Source organism: Gilliamella sp. B2785, assembly GCF_026537005.1.
Classification (GTDB): Bacteria; Pseudomonadota; Gammaproteobacteria; order Enterobacterales; family Orbaceae; genus Gilliamella; species Gilliamella apicola_E.
The window spans coordinates 156,206-179,064 of the sequence record NZ_JAFNNC010000006.1; the positions used below are offsets into that span (position 1 = coordinate 156,206).

Here is a 22,859-nt window from a genome sequence, read left to right on the forward strand (position 1 = left end):
TAAATATCTCTTATCTATTTATAATTGAGTCATCATAGTATTGATACAATTATTTTTAAAGTACGGTAATTACAGTTATGTACTATCTTTAGGGAGAGTGTAAACATGGAAAATCATCATTGTGCCGAAGATCATTTTGAGAATAGTGGATTTAATTACACACTCTCAATGATTCGAGGAAAGTACAAGATTGTTATTCTTTATTGGTTAAATGAAAATCAACCATCAATGCGATTTAATGAACTTAAACGAAGTATTAATGACATTTCATTTAAAACGCTAAGTAATACTTTAAAAGAGATGGAAAGGGATAAATTGATTTTCAGAAAAGAATATCCGCAAATTCCCCCTAAAGTGGAATATGGGTTATTAGACCGAGGTAAATCTTTGGTACCGATTTTAGATATGCTTTGCCAATGGGGAAATAACCATAAAGATGACAAATTATCCTAATTTAAAGCAATTTTATTCGCCGACGATGTCGGCGTTTTTATATGATTAGAGGCAGAAATCTTTGATCAAATTTTCTATCGTTAATTTTGTTGGTTTTATAAAGTCCATTGAAATAAACTCGTCTGGTTGATGAGCTTGTTCAATAGAGCCAGGACCTAATACTATGGTTGGCGCAATTTGATTTAAATAAGGCGCTTCAGTACTGTAATTGACAGTTTGTGCTTGATGACCCACTAAATTTTCAATGTGTTGCAATGCGGGGTGATCTTTTTTACATTCGTATCCTGGAATGGGTGATACTTCATATTCTACTGAAATACGATTAGGGTATTTATCCATAACGGGTTTTAGTGTTTCACATAATGCGTTATAAATCGAGTCAACATTATTATCAGGCAATACTCTTATATCAATAATTAATTCACAACACCCGCATATTCGGTTTGCAGCATCACCGCCATGAATCACACCTAAATTCAGGGTTGGATAGGGGACACTAAAGCCTTCATTATGATATTGTTCTTTGAATTTTTGTTTAAGGATTAATAGACGTTCAATGACTAAATGCATAATTTCTATAGCATTAATACCTTTGTCCGGATCGCTTGAGTGACCTGATTTTCCTATCACCTTTATTGAATTAGAAATAAATCCTTTATGTGCTCGTATAGGAATTAGTGAAGTAGGCTCCCCAATTATGGTGCAATCAGGTTTTAATTGAGTTTGTTTGGCAAAAAATGATGCACCAGCCATTGAGGTTTCTTCATCTGCGGTAGCTAGTACATAAATTGGTTTGGTGAGTTTTTTTAGATCAATATCTCGCAAAGCATCTAGAATAAAAGCAAAAAATCCTTTCATATCGGCCGTGCCTAATCCGTAAAGTTTGTTATTATCTTCTGTTAACTTAAATGGATCTTTGCTCCATTGTCCATCATCAAAAGGAACGGTATCGGTATGGCCACTTAGTAATAGGCCTCCTTGGCTTTTATTTTCACTATTTGAATAAGTTGCCAGCATATTGAATTTATGACGTGTGTTAGGGACGGCTTGAACATCAACAGTAAATCCTAAATCCGCAAACCATGTCGCTAATTTGTCTATTAAAGGTTTATTGGAATAATCCAATTTTTCGTTGGTGACATTACTAATAGTTGGAGTGGATATCAATTCATTATAAATTGTCAAAAAAGAGGGGATTGCCATAAATTCACCTTATTAAATAATAACGTTTAGCTTTCATCATTCTTTGTTCAATGCGCTTTGCGTTAATACTAGAATGCAAAATACTAAGATTCAAAATACGATAATTCAAAATGGTTTACATGATAGCTTATTTTATATCAGCATGAATTAAAAAATTAATTATTAATCACTTATAAAATAATAGGAAGTGAAGATTAAATTATTTTAGGTTGCCATTTTTGTGAATGTACATCACTTTCCATTTAAAGTTGAGACCGATATTGATGCGTTATAAAAGAATTTATTAGTTGTGATAACACTTTTTTAGATCGAATTAGAGTGATTTATTATGGTGATGATTTTCTAATGCTAACTTTTCCCAATAGTAATTTACTGATTTTTAGCATTTACTGCGTTTACATTTAGAGTCGATTCTATTTGTAAAAAACATTTGCTATTATGCGTAAATTGAAAATAAATAGATTATAACGTTTAAATTTTTCGTTAATATTTATTATAAATTGTTACTTTAGAATAGGTGTTATTCATGAAACAAATAAATAAAAAATGGATTATTATCGCAGTTGTAGTTGTTGCTATTGGATTTATCTTATGGCAACAATTTAAGCCTGATGGATATGGTTCAGATTTTACTAGCGGTAATGGACGTATCGAAGCAACTGAAATCAATATCTCAGCCAAGTTAGCCGGTAGAATTGAAAAAATTAATGTTGATGAGGGTGATTTTGTTAAGGCGGGTCAACCTTTAGTTGTTATGCAAACAGATACATTACAAGCTCAGTTAAATGAAGCTCAAGCACAATATCGACAAGCCTTGAGTAATGAAGCGACATCTAGAGCTCAAGTTGCCTTAAAAATGAGTGACAAAGTGGCTGCTTTAGCTGGCGTTACTCAAAGAGAAAGTGATTTAGATATTGCCAATAAGCATTTAGAACGAACAAAAGCCCTTTATCAAAAAGGGGCAATTTCAGTTCAACAATTTGATGATGATACCGCTAAAGTAAATAGTGCAAAAGCAGCATTAGACTCTGCTAAATCACAAGTTACCGCTGCCGATGCAGCCATTGAAGCTGCACAAGCCGGTGTAGAAAGTGCTAAATCAGCAATAAACGTAGCGCAAGCAAATATTAATCAAATCCAAGCGGATATTGATGACAGTACATTAACTGCACCAGTTGATGGACGTATTCAATATCGCATTGCTCAACCAGGTGAAGTTTTACCTTCAGGCGGTAAAGTGTTAAATCTGGTTAATCTTTCAGATGTTTATTTAACTTTCTTTTTACCAGAAACAATTGCAGGTAAAGTCGGAATTGGTGACGAAGTAAGATTGGTTCTTGATGCTTTACCCAATAAAGCAATTTCAGCCAAAATTTCATTTGTCTCAAGCGTTGCGCAATTTACGCCTAAAACTGTTGAAACTAAAGATGAACGTCAAAAACTCATGTTTAGAGTGAAAGCACAATTAAGTCCAGAATTGTTAAAATGCTATATAACTCATGTTAAAACCGGCCTTCCTGGTGTGGCTTGGGTAAGACTAGATCCTAATACGGAGTGGCCTTCAGGTTTATCTGATGTTGCAAAATGCCAAACTAAATAATTGGAGATAGCATATGTCGGAGTCAAATAAAAAGGATTTGACGTTACTTGCTGAAGGTAAGGCCATTGATGATGCTGTTGTAAATGTAAGTAATGTATCGTTACATTATAAAAAAACGTGTGCGCTTAATGATGTTAGTATTGCCATCCCGCCTAGATGTATGGTGGGACTAATTGGTCCTGATGGTGTTGGTAAATCTAGCTTATTATCATTAATAGCGGGCGCACATGTCATTCAAGAGGGATTAGTTTACGTTTTAGATGGTGACATGAAAGATAAATCCCATCGTAAAAACGTCTGTACCCGTATTGCTTATATGCCACAAGGGTTAGGGAAAAACCTTTATCCTACACTTTCAGTGGAAGAAAATTTGCAATTTTTTGCTCGTTTATTTGGTAACGATGCTGCTGAAAGGCGACGTCGTATTGATGAGTTAACTAAAAGCACTGGGTTGTATCCTTTTTTATCTAGACCCGCTGGTCGCCTTTCTGGAGGGATGAAACAAAAAGTCAGCTTATGTTCTGCCTTGATTCATGATCCTGATTTACTTATTCTTGATGAACCAACAACAGGGGTCGATCCTCTTTCTCGCGCGCAATTCTGGCAATTAATCAATAAAATTCGTGAACAACGACCACAAATGAGCGTGATTGTTGCAACAGCTTATATGGATGAAGCGCAAAACTTTGATTGGCTGGTTGCAATGTATGGCGGTAAGATTCTTGAAACAGGCACGCCTCAAGCATTATTAGCCAAAACTGGTAAAGATAATTTAGATGATGCCTTTATTCAATTGATGCCAGAAGATGCTAGAGAAGGTTATGAATCGGTTGAAATTCCCCCATTAGATTTAAATAAAGATTTACAAGTGGCGATTGAGGCAAAAGGTTTAACCAAGCAATTTGGTGATTTTATTGCGGTTGACCATGTTAACTTTTCAATCAAACAAGGCGAAATATTTGGTTTTTTAGGATCTAATGGTTGCGGTAAATCCACAACGATGAAGATGTTAACAGGGTTATTACCAATATCCTCAGGTGAAGCTTGGTTATTTGGTAAACCGGTTGATGCAAGTGATATTAATGTTAGACGTCATTTAGGTTATATGTCTCAGGCTTTTTCGCTTTACAGTGAATTAACGGTTGAACAAAACTTAGTTTTACATGCCCGTCTATTTGGTATTGAAGAAAGCAAAATTCCTGCAAGAGTTGAGGAGTTAGTTAAGCGTTTTGGCTTGGAAAATGAATTAAAAAGTTTACCAGATAGTCTACCGTTAGGGGTTAAGCAAAGACTTTCTTTATCTGTTGCGGTGGTTCATAATCCTGAGATTCTTATCCTAGATGAACCGACTTCCGGGGTTGATCCCATTGCTCGGGATGACTTTTGGCGTTTAATTATCGAACTTTCCCGAAAAGATAAAGTTACGGTATTTATTACTACCCATTTTATGAATGAGGCGGCACGCTGTGATAGGATTTCACTCATGCATGCTGGTAAAGTATTAGCCAGTGATACTCCTGATAATATCATCCATTCCAAAAATGCTAAAACGCTGGAAGAAGCTTTTATTCGTTATTTAGTTGATGCTGGTGCAGATGATACCAATAGTGATGAAAAAGCAAGTGAAGAGCCTAAAACTTTAACCAATAAACAAGCTAATACAACGCAAGATGCTCACCTACAGGGATTTAGCTTAACTCGTATGATTGGGTGTATGTGGCGTGAAACTTTAGAGCTATCGCGCGATCCATTGCGAGCTTTGTTGGCACTTTTAGGTTCAGCTATCTTAATGTTGGTAATGGGCTATGGTATCACCATGGATGTAGAAGATTTAAATTTTGCGGTGTTAGATCGTGATCAAACTATTACCAGTCAAAATTATATTACCAATCTTTCTGGATCTAAGCGCTATTTTATCGAGAAACCGCCAATCCTTGATTATGATGATATGGATCATAGGATGAGAAGTAATGAGATAGCATTAGCTATTGAGATTCCACCAAATTTTGGTCGAGATATTCAACGTGGTGATCCGGTTAGTATTGGAATATGGATTGATGGTGCAATGCCTTTGCGTGCCGATACGATTAAAGGATATGTACAAGGAATGCATCTTGCTTGGTTAAGTGACAAAATTAAAATGACTACCGGAACAACATCAAGTTCATTGGCAAATATCGAAACTCGATATCGTTATAATCCCGATATCAAAAGTTTACAAGCTATGGTACCGGCGGTTATTCCTATTTTATTATTAATGATTCCATCGATGTTAGCTGCACTATCCGTAGTGCGTGAAAAAGAGATGGGGTCGATAATTAACTTATATGTTACGCCTGTTACCAAAACTGAATTTTTATTAGGTAAGCAGGTTCCATATATTGTGATTTCGATGCTTAGCTTTTTATTATTGCTGCTTATGGCGGTGACAATTTTTGGCGTACCAATTAAAGGCAGCTTGTTAATTTTGTGTTTGGCTGGATTAGCTTATTGTATTATTGCAACAGGCTTTGGATTACTTGCTTCGACAGTAACACGCAGTCAAATTGCGGTTATCTTTTTAACCTGTGTTGGAACCATGTTACCAGCGATACAATTTTCTGGTTTGCTTAATCCGGTTGCATCTTTAGAAGGTAGTGGACGATATATTGGTGAAGTTTATCCAACAACCCATATGCTTATTATTGCTCGAGGAGTCTTTAATAAGGCATTAGGATTTTTTGATTTACATAACTCAATATTTGCCTTGCTGATCACCATACCGATTATACTTGGTGCAAGTATATTCCTCCTCAAGAAACAAGAAGGATAGATATTATGCAAAGTTTTATTAATATTTATCGCTTAGGCATTAAAGAGTTATGGGGATTGATTCGTGATCCAATTATGTTGCTGTTAATTGCCTACTGTTTTACGCTTGATATCTATACTGCAGCAACAGCAACTTCAGACTCGCTTCATCATGCGTCGATTGCGGTAGTTGATGAAGATGATTCGCCATTATCCAGACAAATTATTGCGGCGTTTTATCCACCCATGTTTAACCAACCGGTAAAACTAAACTCTATGGATGAAGTTGATCGAGGTATGGATACCGATAGTTATACTTTTGCATTGAATATTCCGCCTAACTTTCAACGCGATGTGTTAAATAATCAAAGTCCAGAAATTCAACTTAATATTGATGCAACACGAATGGGGCAGGCTTTTGTTGGGAATGGTTATATTACCCAAATTGTGACCAACGAAATAACAAGATATTTCAATCAAATCGATAAACCCACCAGTTTGCCGGTGAATATTGAAGTTCATGCTGCATTTAATCCAAACTTGACCCGTTCTTGGTTTGGTTCCGTTATGGAAATCATCAATATTGTGACCACGTTGTCGATTATTTTAACTGGCGCAGCTTTAATGAAGGAGCGTGAACATGGTACTATCGATCACTTGCTTTCAATGCCAGTTACACCACTTCAGATCATGATATCAAAAGTTTGGTCGATGGGGCTTGTCGTGCTTGTTTCAACATGGGGGGCACTCTTAGTTGTTGTTCATGGTTGGCTAAATGTTCCGATTGAAGGTTCGATTACCTTGTTTTTAATTGGGGCTGCTCTACATTTATTCGTGACAACGTCACTTGGTATTTTTATGGCTACTGTCGCTAAATCAACAGCACAATTTGCCATGTTATTTATTTTGATTCTTCTACCTTTACAGATGCTTTCTGGTGGTAGTACACCACGTGAAAGTATGCCTGAGGTGGTCCAAAATATCATGCTGTTTGCACCAACAACGCATTTTGTTGAATTAGGGCAAGCAATTTTGTATCGAGGAGCTGGCTTTAGTGTTGTTTGGACATCTTATGCTTGGTTATTAGCTATTGGTAGTGTGTTCTTTCTTATTGCGCTTAAACGCTTTCGTAGTTCAATTGTTAATATGGGTTCTTAGAATAAACGTGCTGAACATAAGATTCAATCGGTTTTGTTCAGCACTTAAAAATATGGATATACTTGTTTGAAATGATCAAATATATCCATTGTTTAAATTATTATTAATTATCTATTTAGCAAAAGGTAACTCTTCCCAACGCGTTGTATACCGCTGGCTAAGCATATCTCGCTTGATTTGCCAAGCTGCGGTTTGTCTTATACCGCCTAAGTGAATAGTATTTTTTCCCATCTTTTGATTAATGTAATCCATTGTTTTCATTAGCTGTTCACTTTTTTGCGTTTCTGATATGTCAGGAATAAATAAATCGGATTGGCAATAATCATCTTTAGCTTTTAGATCAAGTAGCATCACACCTGATTTCATAAATAAAAAGCCTTTTTTATAAATGGATTGTAATCCTTTTTGAGCGGCATGAATGATTAATCTCGAATCATCAGTTGTTGACAATAATGGAACGACAATTGATGGATTATATTGAGGTAATTCTGGCCGAAATCGATTAGTCTTTAAAAAGACCAGTACTGCACTAGCAACTGATTTTTGCTTTCTTAGTTTTTCTGCACCACGGCTTGCATGTACTCGAATTGCTTCTTGTATATCAAATAGATCACTCGTTAAATGACCAAAGCTACGCGATGTCATAATATTTTTTTTAGGTGTAGATAAATCATCTAATTCAATGCAGTTAATACCACGTAGTTCAAGTACTGTACGTTCAAGGACAACAGAAAATAACTGTCTAATTTGTTTTAAATTAGCTTGATGTAAGTCCCAAGCGGTATGAATATCTAATACTTTTAACCGTTGAGCAATTCGCCAACCAACGCCCCATATATCTTCAATTGAGAATTGCTTTAATATCGTCTTTATCGCTTCTTGATTAGTCGGTAAACAATAAACACCTTGATGAATAGGCTGTTTTTTGGCGATATGATTAGCTAATTTTGCTAACGTTCGAGTTGGTGCAATACCAATACTCACCGGGATACCTGTATCACGCTTTACTATTGTTTTTAAATTTTGACAATGAGTTAACACATTGTTAAATCCATTTAAATGGATGAATGCTTCATCGATAGAGTAAGGTTCAATATCTGCAGTATAATGACGAACGGTATCAAATACCCGCTGACTCATATCGCCATAAAGTTCATAATTAGAACTCAATAATTTAATTTTTTTTCTAATTTTGGGTTCAATTTTGTAGGCAGGCATTCCCATTGGTACTAAGGGTTTTAATTCATTAGAACGGGCGATTACGCAACCATCATTATTAGATAAGATACCAATAGGTTTTCCTTCTAATTTGGGATTAAAGACTCGTTCACATGATGCATAAAAATTATTACAATCAATTAGCCCAATCATGAATGTCCTCGCTTTCGTAGGGAGTGAATCGTATGTATTACGACTCCCCAAATATGGACTTCTTTCCCTGCTAGTGAAATAGGTGGATAAAGTCTATTGCCTGATACTAAATGATGTTCGCCATTAATAAAACTTAAACACTTACAAGTTAGTTCACCGTCAACAGCTGCGACAACAATATCATCTATTTTCGGTTCTAAAGATCGGTCAACAACAAGCAGATCACCACTGTAAATACCGTAATCAATCATTGAGTCACCAATCGCTTTAATATAATAAGTCGCACTAGGGTGCTTAACTAAATGGCTAGTTAAATCTAGTTTTGTTTCTAAATAATCATCAGCAGGTGAGGGAAATCCGGCTCTTACTGGCGTATCAACTAAAGGCAAATAAGTCGCAAGAGAGCTATTAGCTTGCCCAAGAACAACACAATATTTATTCAAGAAAACACTCCTAAAAAACAATAAAAAACGAATAGCGGAGATCTATTCGCATAAAAAAAAGATATATGTATAAATATACAGTATAAAATACTTAATTCAATAAAAACGAGTGTAAAAAATTAAAAATAGATTACTAAAAAAAGATAATCTGTTGTTTTACAAGTAAAGTTGTTAGCTAAACGACTTAGGTGCTTACTTTTCAATTTATCGAGAGATAAATTAAATTCAAATTTTGCTATTTATTTATACCTAAAAAAACTATACTCCCTAACCCTACATGATAATGATTATCATTACTATTTATGTGGGTAATATTAATTTAGTCGTGTTTATTTAATAACTGTGCTTTTTAAAAGGAACTAGGTATGGGATATAAAAAAATAAGTATATTATTGCTCTGTATGAGTTTTTCTCTTCAAGCGGAACCTTCAAGTGGCGAGAATACTTCACCAGAAGATGAACAAGAATCACAAATAAAAAGAAATAAAGATAACGTAAGTAGTGAAGATATTGATGATGTGATTACCGTTATAGCAAGATCACAAGATCAATTGAAAAAAATTAATAGTGTTATTGCCGGACGATCAACACTTACATCGGGTTTGATAGAACAAAAGCAAGCGGATAATGTAGCCGAATTACTCAATACATTACCAGGCGTGAGCGCCGCCGGTTCGGTTAGACCGGGTGGACAGACATTAAATATTTGGGGATTTGGTAAAGTAGAAGATGTAAAAATCATTGTTGATGGTGCGCAAAAAGGTTTCCAAAAATACCAACAAGGCTCGGTTTTTGTTGAGCCGGAATTACTTAAACGGGTGGAAGTGAATAAAGGCCCGCATGATGTCAAATTTGGTAATGGTGGCTTTGGTGGGGTAGTAACAATGGAAACTAAAGATGCGATTGATTTACTCGATCCTGATAAATATGTTGGCGCTTTGGTTAAATATAGTTTCCATTCAAATAATCATCAAAATATGGTAACAAGTGCTGTTTATGGTAGAACAAAAGATGATATGTTTGATGGGTTGTTTTACTACACTAACCGCGATAGTGGCAATTTTAAAAGACCGGATGGTTCTCGATTTGAATTCTCAGAAGATGATATGGACACTTATATGGGGAAATTAAATTTTAGACCCAATGAAGAGCATACGTTCACGATATCCGGTATCCGCTCAAAACGAGATTCATGGCAGCCGTGGGCAGCAAAATATGTTGAAAAGATGACGCCACCAACTGCTGCCCAAATTAAAAAATATGGATATAGAGCAGCTTGGCTACGAAAATTAGTCAAACGTGATCAAACAGATGAATCAGCGCAATTTAAATGGAACTATCAACCAACTTATAATCCATTAGTCGATTTTACCTTACGCACCACGTATTCAAAAACAAAGCAACATGATATGAGGCCGGCCAAATATAATCCGGTTGCTTCTTTAGGTACCATGGGCAATGAGAGTTGGGTCAGTTACACTGATAAAACTGTTGAGCTTGAAAATAACAGTATTTTTAATACAGGACCAATTGATAATCTTCTAAAAATTGGTGCGCAAGTGCATTTGCATGATCGTGATACCTTGATGTATTACAAAAATTACGAGAAAAAACCAAATTATAATCATGGTTATTTCCAACCTGCTTATATGCCTTCGGGAAAACAACAAACTTATAGTTTTTATCTACAAGATGAATTATCGATTAGCAATTTTGTCTTAACGCCAAGCCTTCGATACGATTATGTTCGTAATCATGGTAAGAAAAATTATGCATCAGCTTATAATGATCCCGATCCGCGTTACGGACACAATTATGCGCCTGTTACCTATACCGGTTGGACGCCAAGACTCGGTTCATATTGGCAAGCGACAGAAAATATCGGGTTTTTTGGTGATATCAGTTATGCATGGCAAGCGCCGACTGTTGATGAAACTTATGAGGTTCAATTCACCCCTAAAAATGGCGGTAGTGGTAAAATCTCTGCAACCAGTCGCAATTTGAAAAAAGAGCGTGATTTATCAATCCGATTGGGAAATATCCTCGATTTCAATAATCTAATGTTAAATGATGATAAATTACAAGTTCGAAGCACATTATTTAGACAGCGTGTTACTAACGAAATTTTTGTTACTCGTGGTTTTAATGGCTCTATTTGTGGACCGGGTAAATTGTGTCCGGTAGGCCAATCTAATTATCGAAATCTGCCCGGTAAGTTAGTGGTAAAAGGATTTGAACTAGAAACCTTTTATGATAGTAAATATTGGTTTGCTAGTGCAACTTATTCCATTCAAAAAGGAGAGCGAGACACCGCGCCACAAGCTCCATGGATGCATAACAAAACTTATGTTGCGACAATTTCACCTCGTACAGCAACTTTAACTACCGGTTTTAAAATTCCTCAATGGAATTTAAGAGCAGGTTGGAATGCTCAATTTGTCAGAAAACAAGATCGAACAGGGTCAGAAGATAGAAATCATGATGGGTTTGCTGATCTTGGGGCGTATGGTTTAGGTCGTTCATCAGGTTATTCATTACATAATTTATTTGTAACCTGGCAGCCAACATTTTTACCGAAAGCTGAAGTTAAACTGGCCGTTGATAATATCTTTAACAAAGATTATCGACTATATTTAGGTGAAAATACTTATGGTTTAGCACGCAACTTTAAAGCAAGTTTTTCATATAAATTTTAATACTTATCTAGCGTTAAGTTGATAAATTTAAACAGTTAAAAAGTATTGCAGGTTAAACTATTAAAAAAATAGTATTGATGCCTTATATAAATAAGGCATCAATAAAAATCACTGAGTAGTTAAACACATAATAAGCATTTCAAAAAGATCTAATATGATCCGCCACATGCGATTGAATCTGCATTAAACGATTAAAAGAGGGGTGTGAGTGCTGATTGATATATGAATTATATTAGCTTCATACATATCTCAGATTAAATAATTTTCGATATTGAAATTACTTGTCACTTTTTTTAATGACCTTATCGGGCTTTTCATCAAGCTTGAATATCGTGATATTTTAATAAAAAACCTAAGCTAATTAATGAAAATTTTTCATTAGTGCATGTTGTTTTACCTACTTTATCATGGTAGTAAGCTGTTTAATAATAGGCTAACTACAATAACTGAGGTATGGGCTATGAAAAAAACAATAACATTAAATAATGGTATCGAAATGCCTATCTTAGGGTTTGGTGTTTTTCAAATGACCGATAAGAAAGAGTGTGAAACAGCCGTACATGATGCAATTGATTCTGGTTATCGGTTGATTGATACAGCTGCAAGTTACCAAAATGAAACTGAAGTTGGTAATGCTATTCGTGCACATGGGATTGATCGAGCAGAATTATTTATTACGACTAAGTTATGGTTGCAAGATGCCAATTACAGTGGTGCTAAGGCTCAATTTGAACGTTCATTAAATCGTTTGCAATTAGACTATGTTGACTTATATTTAATTCATCAACCTTATGGTGATGTTCATGGTGCTTGGCAAGCAATGCAAGAGCTTTATTCAGCAGGTAAAACTCGTGCTATTGGCGTAAGTAATTTTCAACCAGATAGATTAGCTGATTTAACTGCATTTCATTCCATTATTCCTGCCGTAAATCAGATTGAAGTTAACCCATTCCAACAACAGCTTGAAGCCGTGCCTTATATGCAAAAAGAGAGCATAACTCCTCAAGCCTGGGCACCGTTTGCTGAAGGGAAAAATGGTTTATTTACCCATCCGGTGTTAGGTCAAATTGCCGTTAAATATGGTAAAACAATAGGGCAAGTGGTATTACGTTGGTTAGCACAACGAGGTATTGCCAGCTTGGCTAAATCTGTGCGTAAAGAGCGTATAATTGAAAATCAAGATATCTGGGATTTTGAGCTTTCGGATAAAGATATGCAACAAATAGCAGCGCTTGATATAAATACAAGTCAATTTTTTGATCATCGAGATCCGCAAAAAGTAAAATGGTTAACCAGCCGGAGATTAGATGTTTAAATTTTTAGTTATTGAGGCTAATTTGACATAAATGGATTGACAGTTTCTTTGTAAGATTTAACTAATTTTTCCGCTCGTTCAACGAGTTTTTGACGTATATGCTCAGGCTCTAAACAAATACATTTATGACCTAAGCTTAGTAAAATGCCATAACTGTAGTCATCATCAATAAAGTTAAAATCTACAAGATACTGTTGTCCATTTAATTTCTTAATATCTTTTTCATCACAAAAATCTAAAATACGTTCCAAAAGCGATTCATCTATTAGCAATTTTATTTTAAAAATCTTTTTTTTCATATCCGCTTGGAATAAAGAGAATGCTTCAGGCGTTGTCTGCTTAATAAATTTAGTGTTTGTTTTTCTAATGTTTGACATTTTTGACAATTTAAATACACGAAAGTCATTTTTAGTTAGACAAAAAGCTTGTAAATACCATTCTTTTTCCTTAAAAATAAGTTTATATGGCTCAATTAAACGTGAGGCTTGTTTATTCCTAACACTTAAATAATCAAACGATAAAAGCATTTGCTCTTTCAGTGCCAGTCTTATAATAGATATTTTGTTATCAATATTTTGTTTAGAAAACCAAGGCGATAAATCAACAATAAGTTGATTTAAGTTATTTGTCACTTCATCAAGTTCTTGTTCTGATAAAAAACTCTTTATTTTCTCGAGTGTTCTTAAATTTTCACTTTCTTTTAAAACCGGTGAGGATAATAAGTTGAGGCCTTTTAATAAAACAATGACATCTTCTTTAGTGAATAGACCTTTACTAATTTTATAATTTTTTAAAATACTTATTCCACCGGCACTTCCTTGATAGGTAATAATGGGTATTCCCGCTCCCTCTATAACTTGTATATCTCGGTAAATAGTACGCAATGATACATTTAATTTTTCTGCTAATTCTTTACCAGTTATTTTTTCTCTTTGTAGCAATACCATGATGGTAGTAATTATACGATTAATTTTCATGCTTTATGTTTGCAAAATAATTTAGATTGAATTTTAAATATGACATACAGTTGTCAGCAATGCTACATCAAAATAGAGATAACTAAAATTAATTGAACTAATTTTTATCACTAAAAGGAAAGAAAAATGTTTAAACCTAATAGCGTTATTGTTTATGTCAAAGATGTCGATGCTAGCACAGAGTTTTACACAAAAATACTAGGGCGTCCACCAGCTAAAACTTATCCTGGCTTTGCTGTATTTTTATTGAATGATGGTTTTATTTTGGGACTTCAAGAGGCCGATAAAATAACACCAAAGGCACCTAATCATTATGGGGGATTTGAGCTGTCATTTAGTGATGTAACAAAAAATGAAGTAGATGAGATTTATGCGACATGGAAAGAACTAAACGTCAAAATTGAACTCGAACCTCAAATGCTCGATTTCGGATACACATTTGTAGGAAATGATCCTGATGGTCATCGACTCCGTGTTTGTGCTACCGACACTTCAAAATTTGAGTGAAATAATGTTTTAAGAAATTAAGACAATTGGTGTTTTATTATGTAGCCATTGTTTATGAGGAATTAACTTCATAAAAGATAGGGGGGGAGCACCCGAGCATTTCGTGGATTTGATTTCGTATGGGAAGAATCTGATTGAGCTTGCGGTGATAATTTCAGTTGCAATAAACATTAATAAATTAATTGTATTTAAACAAGTATATTTCTCAAATTTCATTCAAGTTTAGAACTAGTTAGGCATTAATCAAAATTTGATCTTTTTGGGCTTCAATGGTTTGTAGTTGATTCAATATTGGAGCGGGAAACGAGGTTCGAACTCGCGACCTCAACCTTGGCAAGGTTGCGCTCTACCAACTGAGCTATTCCCGCATAAGAGAAGTGTTTTAAATGGTGCCCGGGGCGAGACTTGAACTCGCACGGCCAAAAAGGCCGAGGGATTTTAAATCCCTTGTGTCTACCGATTTCACCACCCGGGCTCAAAACTTATTACGTAAGGTAATCCGCTTTGAATGCAGTGCATTTTACCTATCTTGAGATTTCAGTCAACATAAATTTTGGATTAATTGTTTAATTGCTCAATGTTTAGCTTATTGTTGGTTTAATATTGAGTTTTTGGGGATTGAGAAGTGTAATTTTGTGAACTTACAGAAGATAACAAAATTACACTAAAAGTAACGATTATCGACTTTTTGATAAATTATTCTTCATCTAATAAGTCACTTTGCGCTATCCATAAATATTGGAACATGGATACTAACGTTAAAATTGTGGCTAAAAAAAGTGCAGCTAGCCCCGCATATATAACAAGATCGCAAGGACGCCAAAGTAACCAAGTTAATGCTGTCATTTGAGCAATTGTTTTAATTTTGCCAATTGAAGATACTGCAACATTTCCTCGTTTGCCAATTTCAGCCATCCATTCTCGTAATGCAGAGATGATAAGTTCACGAGAGACAATAATTATTGCAGGAATAGAAATCCACCACGCCTGATAATATTGCGTTATAAGAACCAATGCGATTGTTACCATTATTTTGTCGGCAACAGGATCTAAAAAAGCACCAAATTTAGTCGTTTGACCTAATCGGCGGGCAAGGTAACCATCAAAAACATCTGTAACTGCGGCTATTAGGAAGATTAATGCCGAAAAAAAGCCTGACCATTCATGAGGGATTAAATAAAATGCCAACACAAAAAATGGGATCAGTATTACTCGAAATAATGTTAAGAATGTAGGTAAGTTAATTTTCATGTGACATTAGCTCATATTGTTTTATTAATCAAATGGTTAGCGACAATTAAAAAAACAGGGTTTTCTCATTGATTATGTTGCCTGAAAAATGTTAATTTTTCAATGTGTTATTGCTGTAAATTTAGATAAATTTTTTCAGCTAATGATTTTGAAATACCTTGAACTTGTGCAATTTCGTCTATACTGGCATTTTTCAACTCTCTAAGCCCACCAAAATGTTTAAGCAATGCTTGCCGTCTTTTTCCACCAACGCCTTCAATATGCTCTAAAGCACTGTCAGTTAACTGCTTAACGCCTTTTTTACGTTGACCAACAATTGCATGATCGTGCGATGCATTTCGAATCTGTTGAATAAGCAGTAAAGCAGGGGAATGATAATCCAGATAATATCCTTTTCCATGAGCTTCAAAGAATAGTGTTTCTAATCCCTCTTTACGTTCAGCACCTTTGGCCACACCAATTAAAATAGGGTGGTTTTTATCCCAGTTTACGTCTAAATTATCAAAAACCCTTAACGCTTGGTTAAGTTGACCTTTTCCTCCATCTATAAAGATGATGTCTGGGATCTTATCTTCAGGAAGATCTTTCTTACTATAACGACGGGTTAAGACTTGCTCCATTGCCGCATAATCGTCTCCAGGTGTGATACCATTTATATTGTAGCGACGAAACTCAGATTTAACGGGACCTTTATCATCAAAAACGACACAAGATGCAATTGTGTTTTTACCCATAAAATGGCTTATATCAAAACATTCCATTCGATTGATTTTATCAATGCCCAAAAACTCTTTTAGTGCATCATATCGTTGTTTAATGGTTGAGTTTTCGAGTAGTTTATTTTTTACTTCAGTTTGAGCATTAACTGTTGCAATATTTAATAGTTTAAGATTATCACCTTTTGGTTCATCAACTATTTTTACTTGATGTTCAGCGACAATAGATAAAGTATCTTCCATTGCTTGCTTGTCAGATAATGAAAAATTGAGAAGAATTTTCTTCGGAATATTTCTATTTTGATTTCCTTGTAAATAAAATTGTCCTAAAAATGTCTCGATCACTTCTTCTAGTTCAGTATTAGATGGCACTTTTGGAAAATAAGAACGATGTCCAAATGTTTGACCATTTCGAATAAAGAGTACATAGATACAAGCTAAGCCGAGTTCGTAATGGAAACCAATCACATCTAAATTATCATTATTGTTATAGATAGCTTGTTTTTCATTTATGTGTTTGATCGCTTGTAGCTGATCTCGTAATGCAGCTGCTTTTTCAAAATTAAGTTCACTACTGGCTTTTTGCATATCCACAGTAATTTTTTGCAAAATTTGGTCTGATTGTCCGGAGAGAAATAACCTTACATAATTAACTTGTTCATTATAATCTTCGTCGCTAACTAAGCCTGGTACACAAGGCCCTAAACAGCGTTTGATTTGGTACTGTAAACAAGGACGAGTTCGATTACGATAAGTGCTATTTAAACATTGTCTTATTGGAAATGTTTTTTGTAATAAGGCAAGAATTTGTTTTACCGCATATCCACTCGGATAAGGGCCAAAAAACTCATCTTTTTTTCGATTAATTGCACCACGATACAAAGACAATTGAGGATGTCTTTCTTTACTTAATTTGATAAACGGGTAGCTTTTATCATCTTTAAGCAAAACATTGTATTTGGGTTGATATTTTTTGATATAAGTTTGTTCAAGTAATAATGCTTCAGTCTCTGTATTGGTGATGGTAAATTCAACTCGATGAATATGACTTACCAATCGATCGGTTTTGATCGTTTTTTTACTGCTATTGAAATAGCTTTTTAAGCGATTATTGAGATCTTTCGCTTTTCCTACATAAATAATGGTATCTTTATCATTAAACATTTGATAGATACCTGGTTTATGTGGGACTGTTTTTAGAAAAGATGCTGTATCAAATTGGCTCATATTAGTTTTCAAAGGTGAGGGCTTTTTTCTCTATTATCCTCATAATGGTGCTTAAAATACCATTTATCAAGAGGTAAATGAGCCCTGCAACCATAAAAATTGAGAAGTCATAGTATTCACCATTTAATGCATTACTATATCCCATTAAATCCATAACAGGAATCATTGAAGCTAAGGCTGTACCTTTTACCACAAAAACGACTTCGTTAGAATAAGTAGAAAGAGCACGTTTTAATGCATATGGCATGACAATTTTAAGAGTTTGTCTTTTGTTCATACCTAAAGCGCTACATGCTTGCCACTGTCCTTGTGGAACAGATTTTAATGCACCATAAAATATTTGTGTAGTATAAGCGGCACTATTAAGCGTTAAAGCTAAATAAGCACAAAACCAAGGTGAAGAAATAAAATCATAAAAAGCAGGAAATTTACTTAAATATTCACCAAATTGTGATGGTCCATAATAGATTAAAAACAGCTGTACTAATAATGGTGAACCAGTAAAAATAATGATATAAGCGCGAATTGTTTTCGTTAATAGCTTAGAATTTAACGATAAAAGACATGAAAAAACAATAGCCAAAATACCAGCCGTTAATATACCGAAGATACTTAGACTTAATGTATCAGGTAGACCTTGAAGAATGATTTTTAGATAAAAAATAAAATTATCAGACATAAAATAACCTTACTGACTATTGGCTGATGGTTCAAAATGGGTTGCACGTTTTTCAATACGTGAAATAATTTTTTGACTTAAAATTGATATCACTAAATAAATAATCATCGCAACAAAGTACCATAAAAAAGGCTGATTGGTTCGGGCAACTATTGTTTTGGTTTGCATCATTAAATCATCTATCGCGATTGCTGAAACAAGGGCAGTATCTTTTAATAAGATTAACCATTGGTTACTTAAACCGGGTAATGCGTGTCGCCACATTTGTGGCATGATAATACGAAAGAAAGTTCGAGATTTACTTAATCCTAAAACTTGAGCTGCCTGTTTTTGTCCGCTTGAAATCGCTTTAAATGCACCGCGTAACGTTTGTGAAGCATAAACAGCGTAGAGTAATGATAAAGCAAAAACACCGCATAAAAATGGGTCCGGTTGGGTATTATGAATACTCATTTTTACGGTAAACGATGTAAAGCCGAGAGGAACGGTAAAGCCATCATCTAATGCCATCAATAGCAGTGGTAAACCAGTATAAATCGCAACCACAATTAATAATTCGGGTAAAGCTCGAATGGTTAAATTGAATAGCGACATTAGCCATGCAACGGGTTTGAATGGTACTGATTCTAAAATAGTAAAAATGAACGCAAAAAACATTCCAACGACTAACGATACAAATGCTAATGATAACGTAATCGCGGTAGCTTTCGTAAGCGGCAAAATATACCCATCCATAGAAGAGAGTAACAAGTCTATACCGTGTGCAAAAAATTCTGACATAAAAGAACCGTAGTTAAATTTAAAAAATAAACTCGCCGCAGAATATGCGGCGAGATAAATAAGAACTGATTTTGTTATTAATAATTATTTACTAAACCATTTTTTATAAATAGCATCTAATTCGCCATTTGCTTTTAGTTTATCGATTGCTTGATTAAATTGTTCAAGTAATTGATCATTGCCTTGACGTAAAGCAATACCTAAACCTTCACCAAAAAATTCATGATCGGTAATTTTATCGCCTAACGCAACGATATCAGCATCTTTACCTAACCATTCACCAGCAACAAAAGAGCTTGAAACAATAGCATCAATACGTTTAGCTTTTAAATCTAAGAAAGCAAATTGGTAGCTATCATAGCTTACTGCTTTAACATCAGGATATTTTTCATTTAAATATTTTAAGTAAGTTGTACCTTTTTGAATACCAACTTTCTTACCTTTTAGCTGATCAAGACTTGTTAAGGAATCTTTTAATGTAACAAATTGGATTGAGCTATCATCATAATAGATTTTAGTAAATGCAACTTGCTTTTGACGTTCAGGTGTAACATCTATACCAGCAATAGCCGCATCGATTCGACGAGTTTTTAAACTAGGAATTAATCCATCAAATGATTGATTTACAATGTTACAAGTTACTTTCATTTCATCACAAAGTTTATTCATGACGTCAATATCAAAACCGATGATTTCGTTTTTATCATTAGTAAATTCGAAAGGTGCATAAGTCGCTTCGGTACCAATGGTTAACGTTTCAGTTGCTTGAGCTGCAAATGCAGATCCTGCAAGTATAATAGCTAGTAATGTTTTTTTCATATATCCACCCAATCAGATTTTTATTAATATTAATGCGATAGATAAGCTTTGAACTCTTCAGTTTTTGGATGAGCAAAACACTCAATTTGACCTTGTTCAACAATCTTACCATGTTCCATGTAAATCACTTGTGAAGCAACTTTACGAGCAAAATCGACTTCATGCGTAACAATAATCTGTGTAATTCCTGTCTGTGACAGTTCATTAATGATTTCTGCAATTTGAGATGTGATTGCAGGATCTAAAGCTGCTGTTGGCTCATCAAATAGCAAAATTTTAGGTTCCATCATTAAGGCTCTCGCAATAGCCACTCGTTGCTGTTGACCACCTGAAAGGTGAAGAGGGTAACGATGGGCCATTTCATCAATTTGTAAGCGAGCCAAAATTGACATGGCTTTTTCACTTGCTTCTTTTTTCGATAGTTTTAAAACTTGGCAAGGGGCTTCAATTAAGTTCTCTAAAACAGTTAAATGTGGCCATAAGTTGTAATTTTGAAAAACCATGCCAACATTTTTGCGTAAAGTTCGAATAGTTGATTCACTTATCTTTTTTGAAAAATCAAAATGTGAATCCGCAATTGTCATTTCACCAGACGTTGGTATTTCAAGTAAGTTAAACACTTTCAGTAAAGAACTTTTACCTGCACCGCTCTGACCAAGTAAAACAATTGTTTCACCTAAAGGGTAACATAAAGAGACATCATTTAATGCCTGATGTTTACCATAAAAACAGTTAATATGGTTTAATTCGATATTCATTAGTATTAGATAAACTATTTAAATTTTAATTGACTAAATATTACTTTTTTTTGCATAAAAATGCAATCTAAATTATTAGACAACGATACTTTAGCTTGATTTTTAAGCTAAAAACCCGGCTCCTCAACTTTTTTTTATTGTCGTTATTTTAGTGTTGTATCAAGTTATTTGTATAATTATCAGTATTTAGAATTTTAAAAACATGAAGATTAAATAATAATGTGAGATATATGACCATATACTTAGTTCAAAAACCCCGTTCCTCAACTTTTTTTAGATTTATATAATGTTATTAATTTTGATTATTAATGATTGGAATGGTAGGACCAAGAAATTTAGGTTCTTTGTTCAGGATGTAAAGATCAATAAAAGCACTTACTCGTGCAAACATCTCTCTAATTCGAACTAACTTCATACTTTTGGGCGCAGGGACAGCAAAACATTGAGCTTGAATACCTTGCGCTAACGCAATAAACATTGCTCGTTCACAATGGAATTCTTGAGTAATAATAGTAAATTCATCTGCGTCAAAGACTTTATTTGCACGAACAATTGAATCGAAGGTTCTAAATCCAGCAAAATCTAACACAATGGCATCTTTAGGGATGCCTGCTTTTATGAGATCTTTCTGCATCATAATGGGTTCGTTATAATTTAATTGCGCATTGTCTCCACTAAGCAATAAATAATCAACTTTACCTTGCCAATAGAGATCAATCGCACCATCTATTCGGCTGCGATAAAAACCATTGATTCCGCCATTTTTTACATATTTAGATGTTCCTAATACAACACCAATTGTTCGGTAGGGAAGTTTGTTTTCATCGTGATAAATGTAAGGTGCTGTCTTATAGCTTATCCAAAAGTCGAGTCCAATTACTAAGGCAAGTAGTAATGAAAAAAAAGCAATAAAATAAGCAATAAGTTTTTTTAACTTCATACTAAAACCAATCAAAAATAAATACCATTATTGGGAATAAAAATGGTGCTGTTAATGAGGTCATAATACCACATAAAACTAGAGATAGGGAGCTATAAGCCCCTTCGTTATAATTGACTTCAATACAACGCGCTGTACCTACAGCATGAGATACTGCACCAATTGATAATCCTCTTGCTGAAGGTGTTTTTATTCTAGCAACGTTCAATAATTGATGACCAAAAATACCGCCTAGTGTTCCAACAAGTATTACGCATAATGCAGCGATTGATTGAACGCCACCCTCATTACCAGCGATGGTGACCGCGATGGCTGTTGTCACTGATTTAGGTAATACTGATGCAGCAATTTCTTTACTACCCCCTAACCATAATGCAATAAACACACCGGTTACCATAGACGCTATGGAGGCAGTGAAGGTGATAATCATGATTGACTTCCAACGGGCTTTTATTTGTGGAATGAGTTCATATAAAGGATAAGCCAAAGCAACGACAGAGTAAGGAAGTAGATCGTTAATAATTTTTACGTTTTTAACATATTCAACATACTCGGTATTTGTTATTAATAAAATAGGGATTAATACAATAACCGAAATGACTAATGGGTTAAATAACGGATTTTTAATTTTAAATGAGATTCTTCTAATAATTAAAAATACCAAAACGGTTAATGGTAGCATCCATATCATGATTGGTTCTCCCTATTATCGGAGGTTTTAACGACTTTTTTATGCAGATGTTCAGTTAAAAAAGCGGTTAAATATAAGACAATAACTGAACCACCAACACTAGCAAAAATTATCGGTATCCAATTATCTAAGAGTAATGAATAATTATCCATTATCCCCATCGCCGCAGGAATAAAGAGGACCGTCATGTATCGCATGAAAAGATTACAACTATTTTTTATCCAACACGTTGGTATTAATTGAAAAGTTAATAAAATGAACAAAATCAATAAACCAATAATACTTCCAGGGATCATGATTGGTAAGATTGCAGATACGACATTTCCTGCCCATAAGCAAATGGTCAGGATAATCAAGCCTCGACCGTAGCTAAATAGTGTGTAGTATAAAGAATAAAGTCGATGCTTAATGGTTGCATGTTTGGCTAAAAAGTGTTTCATAAATTAAATGCTAATTGTTTAAAACTTAAATTATGATTACCAATT

The 22,859-nt window shown here is 34.5% G+C and carries 20 protein-coding genes and 2 tRNA genes; 7 read left to right on the forward strand and 15 right to left on the reverse strand.

The genetic code is table 11. The features are described from left to right. The first annotated feature begins 105 nt into the window (after positions 1 to 105). Positions 106 to 453, forward strand: a complete 348-nt coding sequence (locus J3U24_RS08470; protein ID WP_065734086.1) for a winged helix-turn-helix transcriptional regulator — start codon at positions 106 to 108, stop codon at positions 451 to 453. Positions 454 to 498: 45 nt separating this feature from the next. Here the strand turns inward: J3U24_RS08470 and argE are convergent, their stop codons facing one another. Next, on the reverse strand, positions 499 to 1,656 hold the full coding sequence (gene argE / locus J3U24_RS08475; protein ID WP_267337572.1) for an acetylornithine deacetylase: 1,158 nt from the start codon (positions 1,654 to 1,656) through the stop codon (positions 499 to 501). A gap of 526 nt (positions 1,657 to 2,182) precedes the next feature. On the opposite strand from argE, the gene J3U24_RS08480 reads away from it, so the two are divergent. Genes J3U24_RS08480 through J3U24_RS08490 form a run of 3 tightly spaced genes read left to right on the forward strand, consistent with a single transcriptional unit; the run spans position 2,183 to position 7,204 of the window. Next, positions 2,183 to 3,256, forward strand: a complete 1,074-nt coding sequence (locus J3U24_RS08480; protein ID WP_267331058.1) for an HlyD family secretion protein — start codon at positions 2,183 to 2,185, stop codon at positions 3,254 to 3,256. A gap of 13 nt (positions 3,257 to 3,269) precedes the next feature. After that, the gene (gene rbbA / locus J3U24_RS08485; RefSeq protein WP_267337570.1) at positions 3,270 to 6,068 is read left to right on the forward strand and encodes a ribosome-associated ATPase/putative transporter RbbA; all 2,799 of its coding nucleotides are present in this window, start codon (positions 3,270 to 3,272) and stop codon (positions 6,066 to 6,068) included. Positions 6,069 to 6,073: 5 nt separating this feature from the next. Then, positions 6,074 to 7,204, forward strand: a complete 1,131-nt coding sequence (locus tag J3U24_RS08490) for an ABC transporter permease (RefSeq protein WP_267337569.1) — start codon at positions 6,074 to 6,076, stop codon at positions 7,202 to 7,204. 111 nt (positions 7,205 to 7,315) lie between these two features. Here the strand turns inward: J3U24_RS08490 and J3U24_RS08495 are convergent, their stop codons facing one another. Both J3U24_RS08495 and J3U24_RS08500 read right to left on the reverse strand, forming a co-directional pair. Then, entirely contained in the window at positions 7,316 to 8,575 is a 1,260-nt protein-coding gene (locus J3U24_RS08495) for a Y-family DNA polymerase (protein ID WP_267337567.1), read from the reverse strand. Beyond that, positions 8,572 to 9,018 (reverse strand): LexA family protein, encoded by a 447-nt coding sequence (locus J3U24_RS08500; protein WP_220226022.1) that lies wholly within the window; start codon positions 9,016 to 9,018, stop codon positions 8,572 to 8,574. Before J3U24_RS08500 ends, J3U24_RS08495 begins: the two co-directional genes overlap by 4 nt. Positions 9,019 to 9,383: 365 nt before the next feature. Here J3U24_RS08500 and J3U24_RS08505 point away from each other — a divergent pair, with 365 nt between their 5' ends. Both J3U24_RS08505 and J3U24_RS08510 read left to right on the forward strand, forming a co-directional pair. After that, positions 9,384 to 11,714, forward strand: coding sequence for a TonB-dependent hemoglobin/transferrin/lactoferrin family receptor (locus tag J3U24_RS08505; protein ID WP_267337565.1), 2,331 nt, complete (start codon positions 9,384 to 9,386; stop codon positions 11,712 to 11,714). A gap of 460 nt (positions 11,715 to 12,174) precedes the next feature. After that, entirely contained in the window at positions 12,175 to 13,029 is an 855-nt protein-coding gene (locus tag J3U24_RS08510) for an aldo/keto reductase (RefSeq protein ID WP_267337564.1), read from the forward strand. A gap of 17 nt (positions 13,030 to 13,046) precedes the next feature. Here the strand turns inward: J3U24_RS08510 and J3U24_RS08515 are convergent, their stop codons facing one another. After that, positions 13,047 to 14,006, reverse strand: a complete 960-nt coding sequence (locus J3U24_RS08515; RefSeq protein ID WP_267337563.1) for a helix-turn-helix transcriptional regulator — start codon at positions 14,004 to 14,006, stop codon at positions 13,047 to 13,049. Positions 14,007 to 14,132: 126 nt separating this feature from the next. Here J3U24_RS08515 and J3U24_RS08520 point away from each other — a divergent pair, with 126 nt between their 5' ends. After that, positions 14,133 to 14,513: a VOC family protein gene (locus J3U24_RS08520; RefSeq protein WP_065734095.1), complete on the forward strand. Its 381-nt coding sequence runs from the start codon at positions 14,133 to 14,135 to the stop codon at positions 14,511 to 14,513. A gap of 292 nt (positions 14,514 to 14,805) precedes the next feature. On the opposite strand, the gene J3U24_RS08525 is transcribed toward J3U24_RS08520, so the two are convergent. The 11 genes from J3U24_RS08525 to J3U24_RS08575 form a co-directional block, all read right to left on the reverse strand. After that, a tRNA-Gly gene (locus J3U24_RS08525) sits at positions 14,806 to 14,881 on the reverse strand. Between the two features lie 19 nt (positions 14,882 to 14,900). Then, positions 14,901 to 14,988: transfer RNA gene (locus J3U24_RS08530), tRNA-Leu, on the reverse strand. A gap of 221 nt (positions 14,989 to 15,209) precedes the next feature. Then, entirely contained in the window at positions 15,210 to 15,764 is a 555-nt protein-coding gene (pgsA, locus tag J3U24_RS08535; RefSeq protein WP_065734099.1) for a CDP-diacylglycerol--glycerol-3-phosphate 3-phosphatidyltransferase, read from the reverse strand. A 107-nt stretch (positions 15,765 to 15,871) separates the two neighbouring features. Then, entirely contained in the window at positions 15,872 to 17,707 is a 1,836-nt protein-coding gene (uvrC, locus tag J3U24_RS08540; protein WP_267337561.1) for an excinuclease ABC subunit UvrC, read from the reverse strand. Position 17,708: 1 nt separating this feature from the next. Then, positions 17,709 to 18,386, reverse strand: a complete 678-nt coding sequence (artM, locus tag J3U24_RS08545; RefSeq protein WP_065562114.1) for an arginine ABC transporter permease ArtM — start codon at positions 18,384 to 18,386, stop codon at positions 17,709 to 17,711. Positions 18,387 to 18,395: 9 nt separating this feature from the next. After that, positions 18,396 to 19,166 (reverse strand): arginine ABC transporter permease ArtQ, encoded by a 771-nt coding sequence (artQ, locus tag J3U24_RS08550; RefSeq protein ID WP_218059990.1) that lies wholly within the window; start codon positions 19,164 to 19,166, stop codon positions 18,396 to 18,398. Between the two features lie 84 nt (positions 19,167 to 19,250). After that, positions 19,251 to 19,985, reverse strand: coding sequence for a transporter substrate-binding domain-containing protein (locus tag J3U24_RS08555; protein WP_065562113.1), 735 nt, complete (start codon positions 19,983 to 19,985; stop codon positions 19,251 to 19,253). 29 nt (positions 19,986 to 20,014) lie between these two features. Continuing rightward, positions 20,015 to 20,743 carry an arginine ABC transporter ATP-binding protein ArtP gene (gene artP / locus J3U24_RS08560; protein WP_220226030.1) on the reverse strand — a complete coding sequence of 243 codons (729 nt, stop codon included), beginning with the start codon at positions 20,741 to 20,743 and terminating at the stop codon, positions 20,015 to 20,017. Positions 20,744 to 21,035: 292 nt separating this feature from the next. Further along, entirely contained in the window at positions 21,036 to 21,683 is a 648-nt protein-coding gene (locus J3U24_RS08565) for an ElyC/SanA/YdcF family protein (RefSeq protein WP_065734101.1), read from the reverse strand. A gap of 1 nt (position 21,684) precedes the next feature. After that, entirely contained in the window at positions 21,685 to 22,374 is a 690-nt protein-coding gene (locus tag J3U24_RS08570) for a CidB/LrgB family autolysis modulator (protein ID WP_220226032.1), read from the reverse strand. After that, entirely contained in the window at positions 22,371 to 22,814 is a 444-nt protein-coding gene (locus J3U24_RS08575) for a CidA/LrgA family protein (RefSeq protein ID WP_081303336.1), read from the reverse strand. The genes J3U24_RS08570 and J3U24_RS08575 overlap by 4 nt, the downstream gene beginning before the upstream one ends. Positions 22,815 to 22,859 lie beyond the last annotated feature (45 nt).